13 protein-coding genes are annotated in these 13,086 nt (G+C 52.5%); 10 read left to right on the forward strand and 3 right to left on the reverse strand.

Annotated features, from left to right (window positions below; translation table 11 throughout):
* Positions 1-3 precede the first annotated feature (3 nt).
* Entirely contained in the window at positions 4-651 is a 648-nt protein-coding gene (locus tag EYB31_RS03165) for a response regulator (protein ID WP_170318210.1), read from the forward strand.
* A gap of 37 nt (positions 652-688) precedes the next feature.
* Here the strand turns inward: EYB31_RS03165 and EYB31_RS03170 are convergent, their stop codons facing one another.
* The 3 genes from EYB31_RS03170 to EYB31_RS41220 all read right to left on the reverse strand — a co-directional run bounded on the left by EYB31_RS03170 (position 689) and on the right by EYB31_RS41220 (position 2,266).
* The gene (locus EYB31_RS03170) at positions 689-1,444 is read right to left on the reverse strand and encodes a response regulator transcription factor (RefSeq protein ID WP_420819417.1); all 756 of its coding nucleotides are present in this window, start codon (positions 1,442-1,444) and stop codon (positions 689-691) included.
* Between the two features lie 206 nt (positions 1,445-1,650).
* Positions 1,651-1,953 carry an SCO family protein gene (locus tag EYB31_RS41215; protein WP_131011820.1) on the reverse strand — a complete coding sequence of 101 codons (303 nt, stop codon included), beginning with the start codon at positions 1,951-1,953 and terminating at the stop codon, positions 1,651-1,653.
* Positions 1,925-2,266 carry an SCO family protein gene (locus EYB31_RS41220; protein WP_131011821.1) on the reverse strand — a complete coding sequence of 114 codons (342 nt, stop codon included), beginning with the start codon at positions 2,264-2,266 and terminating at the stop codon, positions 1,925-1,927. Before EYB31_RS41220 ends, EYB31_RS41215 begins: the two co-directional genes overlap by 29 nt.
* Positions 2,267-2,482: 216 nt before the next feature.
* Here EYB31_RS41220 and EYB31_RS03185 point away from each other — a divergent pair, with 216 nt between their 5' ends.
* The 9 genes from EYB31_RS03185 to EYB31_RS03225 all read left to right on the forward strand — a co-directional run bounded on the left by EYB31_RS03185 (position 2,483) and on the right by EYB31_RS03225 (position 13,084).
* Entirely contained in the window at positions 2,483-3,181 is a 699-nt protein-coding gene (locus EYB31_RS03185; RefSeq protein ID WP_131011822.1) for a metal ABC transporter ATP-binding protein, read from the forward strand.
* Positions 3,178-3,978, forward strand: a complete 801-nt coding sequence (locus EYB31_RS03190) for a metal ABC transporter permease (protein WP_131011823.1) — start codon at positions 3,178-3,180, stop codon at positions 3,976-3,978. The genes EYB31_RS03185 and EYB31_RS03190 overlap by 4 nt, the downstream gene beginning before the upstream one ends.
* 20 nt (positions 3,979-3,998) lie before the next feature.
* Positions 3,999-4,808: a metal ABC transporter substrate-binding protein gene (locus EYB31_RS03195; protein WP_131011824.1), complete on the forward strand. Its 810-nt coding sequence runs from the start codon at positions 3,999-4,001 to the stop codon at positions 4,806-4,808.
* Between the two features lie 137 nt (positions 4,809-4,945).
* Positions 4,946-5,917, forward strand: a complete 972-nt coding sequence (locus EYB31_RS03200; protein ID WP_131011825.1) for a sugar ABC transporter substrate-binding protein — start codon at positions 4,946-4,948, stop codon at positions 5,915-5,917.
* Complete coding sequence (locus EYB31_RS03205; protein ID WP_131011826.1) at positions 5,914-7,380, forward strand: sensor histidine kinase; 1,467 nt, start codon at positions 5,914-5,916, stop codon at positions 7,378-7,380. The genes EYB31_RS03200 and EYB31_RS03205 overlap by 4 nt, the downstream gene beginning before the upstream one ends.
* Positions 7,355-8,959, forward strand: coding sequence for a response regulator (locus EYB31_RS03210; RefSeq protein WP_131011827.1), 1,605 nt, complete (start codon positions 7,355-7,357; stop codon positions 8,957-8,959). Before EYB31_RS03205 ends, EYB31_RS03210 begins: the two co-directional genes overlap by 26 nt.
* Before the next feature lie 116 nt (positions 8,960-9,075).
* On the forward strand, positions 9,076-10,182 hold the full coding sequence (gene xylF, locus EYB31_RS03215) for a D-xylose ABC transporter substrate-binding protein (RefSeq protein ID WP_131011828.1): 1,107 nt from the start codon (positions 9,076-9,078) through the stop codon (positions 10,180-10,182).
* Between the two features lie 202 nt (positions 10,183-10,384).
* On the forward strand, positions 10,385-11,902 hold the full coding sequence (locus EYB31_RS03220; protein WP_131011829.1) for a xylose ABC transporter ATP-binding protein: 1,518 nt from the start codon (positions 10,385-10,387) through the stop codon (positions 11,900-11,902).
* Positions 11,903-13,084, forward strand: a complete 1,182-nt coding sequence (locus EYB31_RS03225; RefSeq protein ID WP_131011830.1) for a sugar ABC transporter permease — start codon at positions 11,903-11,905, stop codon at positions 13,082-13,084.
* Positions 13,085-13,086 lie beyond the last annotated feature (2 nt).

Raw genomic sequence — 13,086 nt, forward strand, 5'->3', positions numbered from 1 at the left:
GTGATTCAAGCTCCCATACGTATTTTGCTTGCAGACGATCATGCGCATGCGCGCGAGGCTATGAAAGAAATTATTTTGGCGGACGACTGCTTTGAAATAATCGGCGAGGCCGCAAATGGGCTTCAAGCGGTACAAATGGCTGAGCAATGGATGCCCGATCTGATCCTAATGGATATTTCCATGCCTGAAATGGATGGGCTCGAGGCGGCCAAGACGATTAAGATGAGGTTTCCGTATGTGAAAATCATTATGGTTACGGTTTCGGACGATATTACCCATTTGTTTGAAGCAATCAAGCGAGGAGCGCAAGGATATCTGCTCAAAAATCTTCATCCCGCCTCCTGGCACGAGTATTTGCGGGCTGTGGCGTTCGATGAGGCCCCGATGTCGCGTGAGGTTGCCGTAAGGCTGCTGCAGGAATTCTCGTCCCTAAAAACCTCTGTTCCCGAGCAATCTCCGCTCACTTCGCGCGAAAAGGAACTATTGGAATACGTGGCAAGAGGAAAATCAAATAAAGAAATTTCCGCGGAGCTTTCCATATCAGAGCATACGGTTAAAAACCATTTGAAAAATATTCTTCATAAGCTTCATCTGGACAACCGGGTTCAGCTCATGCGATACGCTTATGAAAAAGGCTGGATAAAAAGCTGACCGCAATCGGCATTGCGGTTTAAAAAAAATACGGACTTCAAAAATGGAAATATTCCGGGGAAAGCTGCTCTCTGTCGTTTGGCGCCGGGGGATCGAATCTGTAGCCGATTCCCCATACCGTCGTTATCATTTGCGATGCAACCGGAGTAACGGCGTGCATTTTCTCGCGAATTCGCTTGATATGGGAATCGACGGTGCGGTAATCGCCGCTAGGCTCGTGTTTCCATACCTCTATAAACAATTCCTCACGGCTGAACGTTTTTCTTTCGTTCATAGCGAGAAAACGCAGCAAATCATATTCTTTTAGCGTCAGCGATATTTCCGAGCCTTCGACCATGACGCGGCGTGCGTGGTGTTCGATCGAAACGGGCGAAAACGGAGACATGATCTTGTGCGCGCTTGAATTGTAATCGGGAAGCCGCAAATCCGTCTTGGTTCGCTTTAATATGGCATGGATCCGGCAGATCAGCTCTCTGGGACTGAACGGCTTGGAAACATAATCGTCGGCGCCGGCCTCAAAGCCTTTGATCCGGTAGCTTTCGTCACCATGCGCCGTTAACAGAATAACCGGCGTCGACTTCATGCATTTCAGCAGCTGGCATACTTCCAGCCCGGAGATGCCCGGCATCATCCAATCTAGCAGCACGATATCGTAATCTTGCGCGAGCGCCATCGTTAACGCATCTTCTCCGTTGTCCGCTTCATCGGCAGCTGCCGAATCGGCCTGCAAATACATGCGCAGCAATCGCCGCATGCGCTCTTCATCTTCCGCAATAAGCGCACGATATGTCATAACAACCCTCTCCATCATTAAAATTTCGCAGCGTGATTCCGCAGATGCCCACATGGACGCAGGGCATTCAATACGATCATTTTAATGCTGGGAAGCTTAAAAAACATGCCCCCGAAGTGCTATAAAGGCGTCGGTCCGGTGAACAAACAATGGCTTCTTTGTGAATTCAGGTTAGACCCAACGAGGCATTATGAACCATCAAATGATCATTTTGATTCGGCCAAGCTCCTGATCATTTTTATAATCTCCTCGTTATTCATGTCCTCCCCCATTGGGAACACTTTACGTATTATTCCGGCCTGATCGACAAGGAAAAGCGAAGTGACGTTGTGAACGAATGTGCCGTCCTGCATTTTTTGCACCATGACGCCGAAGCTCTTGGAAACGTCGGCGGTTTCCTTCTCCGTCCCCGTCAGCAAATTCCAGCCGCCGTAATCGATCCCCATCCGGTCTCCGTATTGCTTGAACACCGCGGGCGTATCATGCTCGGGGTCGAAGGTAACGGACATGAAATGAACCTTGCCGCCCCATAGATTTTGTTTTTTTTAGCTCATTTTGCAGCTGGACCATTTTGTACATGGTGATGGGGCAAATGTCGGGACAGCTTGTAAACAAAAATTCGACAAGCCTGACTTTGCCGTTCGTATCGCCGAATTGAAACGTCTTGCCCGAAATATCCTGCAAGGCAAAATCAGGCGCCGTTTTCACGACCGGCAGCGCGGGGCTGATCTGTTTGAACCAGCTGTAGAAGCTCCCGGCCAAAATGGCAAACAAAATAACAACCGACAGCTTAAAGCCATGCAGCTTCAGCCAATTTTTCATATGGTTTCGTCACTCCTTCAGCGAATATAAACGTTTAACGCGCCTAACGGCAATTTATTATAGCATGTCACGCAAATCCGCACCTATGGCTCAAAAGGGCTACGCCCCGAAAGGAAGGCTTGGATATAGCCCCTTTGAGTTATTACTTCCTCTCAAGCATTGTGCTACTGTATATATGGTTAAGATTTTGTGAAAGGCAAGGAAAGGAAGGCCGGTATGCCAAATAAAAAAGCGGCGCTGCGAATGGACGGCTGGTCTGCGGGATACGGAAACTCCCAGGTGCTGCGAAACTTGAAGCTTACCGCATTCAGCGGCGAAGTGGTCGCTATTCTTGGAGAAAACGGAGCCGGTAAAACGACGTTGTTTCGTTCTATTATGCAGCTGCTTCCTTATCAATCGGGCAAAATTGAAATTTTGGGCCGCCCGATCGAACGAACGGGCGACCGGCGATGGGCCAGATCGCAAATCGGTTACGTGCCGCAGACGCACGGGCAGGGCAGGTTCCCGATTTCCGTGGCGGAAGCCGTGCTGCTGGGAAGATGGGGAACTTCTTACGCTTATTTTCGCCGCCCGTCAAGCGCCGATAAGGACATTGCCGACCGCATGCTGCAAGTCGTAGGCCTGGAAGCGTTTAAAAATAAAGATTGCCGGTCGCTCTCCGGCGGGCAGAAGCAACGGCTGAATATCGCCAGAGCTCTAGTGAGAGAACCGCGAATTTTGCTTCTGGATGAACCTACAACCTATCTTGACCGCGATTCGCAGGAGATGCTGGCCTCCTTGATCGGGGAACTGCGCCAATTTGAAACGTCGGTGCTTATTATTACACATGAGCACAAGTATGCCCAGGCCGTAGCGGACCGTGTGCTGCTGTTGGAAGCGGGCGTTTTGGCGGAAAAAGCGGAGGCAGGGCAATGACGATCAGCGACTACATGCAGCTGCCGGTTTTTCAAAAAGCGCTTCTCGTATCCGTATTGGCAGGTGCGACGTTTTCCTTGCTTGGCATCGTGATTGTGATGCTTAATCTGACAACCATCCGATTTGCCTTAATGCATATGGCGCTTTTCGGAGGAGCCGTTGGTCTGGTGCTTGGCGGTACTTCGCTGGCGGGAGCGACAGCCGGCATTGTCGTTTGCTCCCTGCTGCTGGGGCCGATGTCAAGGCGCCTTCGCCTTGAGCCGGGATTGATCGGCGCATTTTTTATGACAGGTTCGATCGCCGCAGCTTTCCTCCTATTTTATATTGCTGGAATTCCCGCAATGGACGTGTTCGGAATGTTCGCCGGCAGCATTCTCACCTTGACGGAAGTGGACGTTGTCGCGATTGCGGGGCTTTCGCTTGTAATTTTGTTGGTGTACGTCTTCTTTTACCGGGAGCTGCAGCTCTTGCTGTATGACCACGAGCAGGCGGAATGGCTGGGCATTCCGGTCGAAAAAATCAAATATGGGATCAAATTTTTAACGGGCCTATGCATTGGGCTTGCGATGAAAATCGTGGGGGCTTTCATGATCGACGCCGTCATTTTGCTGCCGGCCATGGCGGCATTGCGCATCGGCCGCAGCTTTCTGCAGCTGCTGATTCTCTCCTCCGTCTTCGGAGCGGCAACGACATGTGGAGGGCTGCTGCTTTCCATGGTTTTCGATTTTCCGACCGGCGCGACAATCACTTTGGTTGGCGTTGCTTTGTTGGGGGCCACTTTGACGGTTCGCCGCTAATTATGTTAGGGGGATGTATAATGATAAAGAAAAGCAAATGGATGATGTCGTCCGCAGTAATCGCACTTGGGATTTCGTGTTTGATTTCGGGCTGCGGGGGCGCTAAACAAAGCAATCCGGAAAGTACAGCGCAGCAGCCGTCCAGCAAGACCGATGCCATACAGGTGGTCGCATCGACAAGTCTGATGGCTTATTTGGCTCAGGCCGCCGGAGCCAAAGACGTCACTTTTATCGCCCCGGCCGAGCTGAAGCATCCGCCCGAATACGACTTTCGTCCGAGCGATGTGGCTAAAGTAAAGGACGCCGCGCTTGTATATGCGGGTTACGAGCCGTTTATGACCAAGCTGATCGAAGCGACGAAAGTGCCCAAGGAGCGGCTAATTACCGTGAATGTCGAAAGCACGCCGGCAAGCATCATCGAAGCGGCACGCGGTTTGGCGGAGAAATGGGGAACGCAGGCGCAGGAAAAGGCATGGGAGGCTGAGTTTACGAAAGCGACGGCGGCGATTGAAGAAGCGGCCAAAAAGCAAAATACAAAAGGCAAAAAGGTGATCAGCCAAAAATTTGTTACGTCGGTCGTGAAATGGATGGGTTATGAGGTGATCGCGGAATACGGTCCGGATGAACTGACGCCGGCCAAGACGGCCGAGCTGGCTGCCCTCAAGCCGGACCTGATCGCAGATAATTTACATATGCCGCAAGGTCAAAGCATTGCCGATTTGGCCAAAGCGCCGAGAGTCGAAATTCGCAATTATCCCGATCCGGCGCAAAAAAATTTGGTGGATATGCTGAAGGGCAATGCATCAAGCTTGGGTGTATCCATTAAGTAGTGCGTTTGGACAATAATATCCGGCATAAAAAAGTGTGGAACTTAAGGTTCACACTTTTTTTATTGGCGCAAAAAACCTAATAAATGGTATAATTTGAAAACCATTGCATTCAGCCTGCGGCGAAAGAGAGCCATCTTATGAGAATATTGTTTATCCTTACCGTATCCGTCTGCTGCGTTGTTACGCTGTTGTTCAGCGGTTTCTACGCGTACCGGATTTATCAAAGCGCGGGGATCGAGCAAGCCGCTGTCGCTCCGGCTTCCGAACGGAAAATCCGTGTGGTCATGATCGCGCAGGAGTTGGAGAGCCCTTTTACGAAAGCGCTTCAAATCGGGTTTTCGCGGTTTGCCAAAGAAAACAACATGGAGGTATCCCTCTGGGGGACCTATCATGCCAACTTGATCGAGCTGCTTAAATATATGGACATTGCGATTGCTTCCAAGGTGGACGGCATCGTAGTTCAGGCGATGGACGGCCCGGAGTTTGTAGATAAGGTGCAGAAGGCGACGGGCAGAGGCATTCCCGTCATCACCGTTGGGGTCGACGCCCCGGACAGTCTCAGGAAATCGTATGTCGGTCCGGATCACCGGATCGAAGGCGCGCTGATCGGCTTTCAAATTGCCGGCAAGCTGCAGGGCAGCGGAATGGCTTGTATCATATCGGGCCGAAAGCTGACGCGGATGGAGGAACTGCGGCTGCAGGGCGTAAAAGAAGCGCTGGCCGCATATCCGGCGATCAAGCTGCTTGTGGAGGAGGGCGGCGACAGCGAGCAGGGCAGCGCCAAGCAGCTGGCCAGCACGGTGCTGAACCGCTACCCGGATCTCCGCGTATTCGCCGGTCTGAACGAAGAGGCGGGGATCGGCATCGTACAGGCGCTGAACGGCCGCGGTCGCGGCGACCATGAAAGCGTATATGCATTCGACGATACGCTGGAGCTGCGCAGGATGGTAGACGCCCGCCGGATGACGGCGACGCTGTCTAACGATAACACCTCCATCGGCGAAAAAAGCTTGATTCTGATCCGCCAATGGCAGCAAAACGTCAGCTTGCCGCTGCCCAGGGAAGTTTTTACGCAGGTCAGCCTTTATGAAGGAACGGATCGCCCATGAATACGATACGGCAAAAAATGATTTGGCTGTCGCTTAGCACGTGGATTGTTATGGCCGGAGTCTGGCTGCTTTTGAGCATTTACAATCAGCAAACGGTGGAAGCATACAATACGATTTTGCAAAGATACATCTTTATGAACGAAATTTCGCAGCTCAGCGCCAATTCGGTTACGGTTATCAACCGTTTTATGGATGAACATCAGGAACATCAATTCGAAGCGTACAGTAAATTGCGCCAGCAGCTGCTGGAAGCTGAAGCCGGTCTCGGCTCGTTGACCAACCCGAACAACGAGGTGGCGCTTGTCAACTACGGCAACATGATCGGCAGCCAGATTGAAGCGATGGAACTGACGGTGGCGAGCATGCGGATGAGCGACCGCGAAGCGGCGCAGGTGCATTTCGACGAGGCGACAAATATCTCCAAATACATAGCCGAAGCGACGCTTTCGCTGCTCAGCACGGAGCTGAAAACGTACAATACGTTTTACGAGTCGATCATTCAGCGCAGCCGGGATTTGCAAAAGATGGGTTTTTGGCTGCTGGGGATGGCCTCCTGCATATTGCTGCTGTTTTCTTACCGGATTGCCGGCGGCATCACCAAGCCGATCCTGTCGCTTTCGGTGGCGGCGCGGAAAATCGCCATGGGCAACTACAACGATCCGATTGATATCAAAACAAACGACGAAATTTCATTTTTGGCCAAAATGTTTAATCAGATGCGGTTGAACATCCAGCATTCGATTCAGGAAATCCAATATAACGCGCAGTTGGAGAACGATTTGCAGGAGCATAAGCTGAGATTGAAGGAAAACGAGCTGAAAAGCCTGCAAAGCCAGATCAACCCGCACTTCCTGTTTAATACGCTGAACATTTTGGCGAAAAAAGCGTACCTGGAAGGAGCGGAGGAAACCAGCGACCTGATCAGCTCGGTGTCGGGATTGCTGCGCTACAACCTGAAGCGGCTGGACAGCCCGGTTACGCTGAGAGACGAACTGCGCATATTGGATGAATATTTGACGATTCAGAAGGCGCGGTTTGCCGAACGGGTGCAGATCAGCAAAGACATCGACGAGTCGTGCCTGGATATTCTGATCCCGAACTTGACATTGCAGCCGTTTGTGGAGAACGCTTTCATCCATGCGATTGAACCTTCCGTGAGTGGAGGTCACATTGCTATTCGCACATACCGGCACAAGCGGAACGTGGTGGTGGAGATTGCCGATGACGGCGGCGGAATGGATGCGGAGCAGTTGGACGCCATTTTGCGGGGGTTGGGCCCGGCAACTGGACACGGTCATTCTACCGGGATCGGCATCGGGAACGTGATCCATCGGTTGGACCTGTTTTATGGAATTCCGGATATTGTATCGATTCGCAGCGTTCCGGGTGAGGGTACCTGTGTCATGCTGACATTTCCTGAGAAAGAAGGGGATAGCGATGCCGATCAAAGTGATGATCGTTGACGATGAAGCAATTGAAAGAACGGCGCTGAAAAAAATTATCGAACGGGGCATTCCCGGCGTAAGTATCGTCGGCGAGGCCGGGAACGGCAGCGAAGCGGTGCAGCTTGCGCATGAGCTTGAGCCCGACTTGATTCTCATGGACATCCAGATGCCCGGGCTCAGCGGCATAGAGGCGATCCGGCAGATACTGGAGCGTCAGCCGTTAGTCAAGTTTGTCATGGTGACCGCTTACGATACGTTTGATTATGCGCGCCAAGCGCTGCAGCTCGGGGTCAAGGATTATCTGCTCAAGCCGTGCAAAATCCAGGAAATCGTCTCCATGCTGCAAAACGTCGTTGGCGTCATCGAGCAGGAGCGCGCCGAGTTTCAGCAGCACGCGGCCGAACGGGAGAAGCTGCAGTATCTGCTGCCGGTGGTGGAAGCGGATCTCGTTACGCAGCTGTTGTTTGATCATGTGCACGATTTATTGCTTGGCGAGATGCTGAGACTGCTTCCGGACGATGCGCCCGGCTCTTTTTTCGTCATCGTGGTGAATGTCATTCCCGCTCTCTCATCCAACGCCGCCCCGGCTGAAGCAGACGCCGTTGTCACCCGGGCGTCGGTGATGGGAAGCGGCGAACTGTATAAAATCATCAAAGCGCAAATCCGCGCGGCGACAAGCGGCTGGATCGGCCCGATGTCCGCTTGGCAAATACCTGTTGTCGTGTTTAAGGATGCCGGGCAATCTTACCGCCTGCAAGCTGTCTCGATCGTTCGGCGGCTTCTCCAGCTGTCGTTCACGCTTGCTGAATACAAGCTGTTTATCGGGATCGGCGGGTTGTACCGCTCGCTGGACGACGTCAGAAGCTCCTATCACGAGGCGCTGCTTGCTTCGGCTAATCTTGCGATGCCGGCCAAACATCATTTCTACGAAGCCGCAGAACGGCAGAGCGAACCGCTAATGATATCCAATATTGAAAAGCAGCTGATTGAAGAAGCACGGCGGGGCAATTGGCTGAACGTCGAACACGAGCTGCTGCAGCTTATCCATCAATATGAAACGGCTAAAGCGGATATCGCGGATGCGCAGATCAAGGTGCACGAGCTGCTGTTTGTCCTCTCCAGGTTTATGCTGGAGCTGGGCATACAGGCGGAGCCGCAAGGGGCGATCGGGCAATCCGCAGCTTATCCGCAATTGAAGGCGCTGGCCGCCGTCCGCGTACAGGCGCTGGCCAAGGCGTTTCTGGAGGCCAAGCAGCGGCTTGCTCCCGATACAATGCAGCGCATCAAGATGTATATCCGCGAGCATGCGCATGAGGACATTTCGCTGGAGGCGGTGGCGGAGCATGTGCAGCTGAGCCCTTTTTACGTGAGCAAAATGTTCAAGGAGCAGATCGGCGCCAACTATATCGATTATTTGACCGAGTGCCGGATGGAGCATGCGAAGCGGCTGCTGTCCGATGCCGGCAAAAGCTTAAAAGAAATTGCATACGAGGTCGGCTACAAGGATCCGAATTATTTCAGCCGCGTGTTTAAGAAGTCGACAGGTCTTTCACCTAGTGACTACAGGAAGGACCTGGTAACCAGAACGATAAAATAATGCTGGCGATAGCAAAAAAATGAAGACGATCGCAGCCCGGCTCCGATTTGGGGCGTGGTATATTCGGTTTGTAAGGGGTTTCAATATACCAAATCGATTAAGGAGAGGGTTGCAGTATGCAAAAATGGTTCAAAAAAAGCGGAGTCGCCGTCATGGCGATGCTTTTCGCAGCATCGCTCACAGCTTGCTCGACAGGCCAAACCGGTTCTTCGGGAGCGGCGCCGGCGGCGAAAACCGATAGTTCTTCTCCGGCGAAGGCTCCTGCGGCGCCTGCCAAAGACGGCAAAATCGTGATTGGCTTGTCCATGGATACACTTCAGGAAGAACGCTGGCAGAAGGACCGCGACCTGTTCATCGAAGCGGCCAAAAAGCTGGGCGCCGAGGTCAATGTTCAGGCGGCCAACAGCGATGACGCCAAGCAGATCTCGCAAGCCGAAAACCTGATCAGCCAAGGCGTCAACGTGCTTGTTGTCATTCCGCATAATGCCGACGCGTCTGCGGCGATTGTAGAAAAAGCGCATGCCGCCGGCATTAAGGTACTTTCGTATGACCGGTTGATTACGAACTCCGATCTGGACATTTATTTGTCATTTGATAACGAGAAAGTCGGCGAGCTGCAGGCGAAAGCGATCACGGCCAAAGCGCCGAAAGGCAAATATGTATTGATCGAAGGCTCGGAAACCGACAACAATGCGCATTTGTTCCAGCAAGGCCAGATGAACATTTTGAACCCGCTGGTCAAAAGCGGCGACATTCAAATTGTATACAACCAATGGTCCAAAGATTGGAGCCCGGCTGCGGCGTTGTCCAACATGGAGAACGCGCTGACCGCCAACAACAATAAAATCGACGCCGTTGTAGCGGCAAACGACGGAACCGCCGGCGGAGTCATTCAAGCGTTGACCGCGCAGGGGCTGGCCGGCAAAATCCCGGTTTCCGGGCAGGACGCCGAACTTGCGGCCACACAGCGGATCGTGGAAGGCACGCAGACGATGACGGTTTACAAGCCGATTAAAAGCCTTGCGACCAAAGCCGCCGAAGTGGCCGTGAAAATGGCGAAAGGCGAAGACCCCGGCGCCGACAAAAAAATCAACAACAAGAAAAAGGACGTACCGTCGATTTTGCTTGAACCCATCGCCGTGACGAAGGACAACATCGACAGCACCGTTATCGCCGACGGTTTCCAGAAGAAAGAAGACGTGTACAAAAACGTGAAAAAATAAAGCAAAGCAGGCGGGGCGGACATAGGCCGCTCCGCTTTTTTAGATACGGAACTTATTTATTATAAGAAAGATGAGTATGGGGTGAAGAAGCGCAGCGTCCGTTTTTAAAATCGTGTCCCGACCGTTGTTCATTTTTTTGGGGGACACGATTTTAATTGACGGTCGGAACCGCATACTCATCGAAAGGAAAGGAGAGAAGCGGATGTCGGAGATCGCTTTGGAAATGCGCGGCATTACCAAGCAGTTTCCAGGGGTAAGGGCGTTAAACGACGTTACCTTTCAAGTGAAGAGAGGTCAGGTTCACGCGCTTTGCGGCGAGAACGGAGCCGGCAAATCGACGCTGATGAAGGTGCTGAGCGGGCTTTACCCTAAGGGAACGTATGAAGGGCAAATTTGGATCGACGGCAAAGAGGTATCTTTTCATAACGTGCGCGAAGCCGAGCAGGCGGGTATTGCTATCATTTATCAGGAGTTGGCTCTGGTTAAGGGGCTGTCGGTCGGCGAAAATTTGTTTCTCGGCAACGAGCGGGCGAAATACGGCATAATGCAGTGGAACCGGGTTTACCAGGAGACAGAGAAATGGCTGAATGAAGTCGGGTTGAAAGGGATTCGGGCGGAGCAAATTACGGGCCATCTCGGCATCGGGCAGCAGCAGCTTGTGGAAATTGCCAAGGCGCTTTCGAAGAACGCCAAGATCCTCATTCTTGATGAGCCGACGGCGGCTTTGACCGAGCAGGAAGTGGCGATCCTGCTTAATATATTGCGGGAATTCAAGAAACGCGGCGTAACGTGCATCTACATTTCCCACAAGTTAAACGAAGTGTTCGACGTTTGCGATACCATCACCATTTTGCGCGACGGACATACGATTACAACCGAACCAACCGCGCAATTGAGCGAAAATAAAGTGATCTCGTATATGGTCGGACGCGAGCTGAAAGAGCTGTTTCCGTATGTGCCTTCCAGCCCTGGGGAGGTGGCGTTGTCGGTGCAGAACTTTTCGTTATGGTCGCAAGGAATGAACCGCAAGGTGATCGACAACGTATCGTTTGAGGTGCGGCAAGGGGAAATTCTCGGCATCTCCGGTTTGATGGGAGCTGGCCGCACCGAGCTGATGATGGGGTTGTTTGGCGCTTATGGCGGGGTTATGCAAGGGAAGGTGGCCGTCTCCGGCAAAACGGTGAATATCAGAAGCCCGCAGGACGCCATTCGCGCCGGCATGGGCCTTGTATCCGAGGACCGCAAGAAGCTGGGACTTGTGCTGAATATGGACATTCGCAAAAATACGAGTATCGCCAGCCTTAAAGCCGTATCCGATTGGGGCGTCATTAACGAAAACAAAGAAATCCACAGCGCCAAAGCCTACCAGCAATCGCTTCGGATCAAAGCCAACTCGGTGGAAACGGTGGTGGGCACGTTAAGCGGCGGCAACCAGCAGAAGGTCGTGCTGGGCAAGTGGCTGATGACGAAACCGAAAGTGCTTATTTTGGATGAGCCGACCCGTGGGATCGACGTGGGGGCCAAATTTGAAATTTACAATATTATCAATCAACTGGTGCGCGAAGGCGTAGCCATTATTATGATTTCATCGGAGCTTCCCGAGGTGATGGGCATGAGCCACCGGATCATGGTGCTGTGCGAGGGCAGATTTACCGCCCATTTCCAGCGTGAGGAAGCGACGCAGGAAAAAATTATGCATGCGGCGACGGGGGGCAAATAAATGAGCGCAGATGTTGGCACGGAGACGGTCACCAGCATGTCCGAAACAAAACGCAAGTTGTTTCAGCTGGACGTGCGGGCTTTTACGATGATTGGCGCTTTAATTTTCATCTGGCTGTTGTTTACTTTATTAAACGATTCTTTCCTGACGCCGCGTAATTTGTCCAACCTGTTCCTGCAAATGTCGGTGACGGCGGTGCTGGCGATCGGCATGGTACTGGTCATCGTGGCGGGACAAATCGATTTGTCCATCGGCTCGCTTGTCGGGATGACCGGGGGAGTGGCGGCGATTCTCAACGTCTGGCATGGCTGGGATACGGTACCGGTGGTGATCGTGACCGTCGCTTTGGGCGCGTTGGTTGGTCTTATCCAAGGGTGGTGGGTTGCTTACCGGGCCGTTCCCGCTTTTATTGTCACATTAGGCGGCATGCTTGTGTATCGCGGGGTGCTGCTGATGATTAGCGGCAGTAAAACGATAGCCCCGATGTCCCCGGAGTTCCGCAAAATCGGCCAGGCGTATGTCGGCGCCAATGTGGGGCTGCTGCTTGCCGTTATCGCTTTTGCCGTGACGATATTTATCGTATTCCGCAAGCGGGCTTCCCGGATCAAATACGGCTTTGAAGCTCCGTCTGCAAGCGCGAGCATTATAAAATGTTTGTTTTACGGCGTGCTGATTATCGGTTTTGTGCTGCTGATGAATCAGTACCAGGGTATCCCGGTGCCTTTTGTGATTGTTATTTTACTCGCCGTTATTTTTACCTTTATTTCCAAAAACACCGTATTCGGCCGCCAGGTGTATGCCATCGGCGGTAATGCGGAAGCGTCCAGCTTGTCCGGCATCAACATCAAGCGCAGGCTGCTGCTTGTGTTTGTGTTGTGCAATACGCTCGCTGCAATAGCCGGCATTATTTTGACGGCAAGGCTTAATGCAGCTACCGGCACGAGCGGGGTAAATATGGAGTTGGATGCGATTGCGGCGTGTGTCATCGGCGGCACCAGTCTTGTCGGCGGCGCCGGCACGATTCCCGGAGCGATCATCGGAGCGCTGGTCATGGCCAGCCTCGACAATGGCATGAGCATCATGAATCTCGATTCGTTCTGGCAGTACATCGTCAAAGGGTTGATTCTTGTGCTTGCGGTGTGGGTCGATATCTACAGCCGGCAAAAGAAAAAGGTCGCGTAATC

This window comes from Paenibacillus thalictri (assembly GCF_004307995.1).
GTDB lineage: Bacteria > Bacillota > Bacilli > Paenibacillales > NBRC-103111 > Paenibacillus_AF > Paenibacillus_AF thalictri.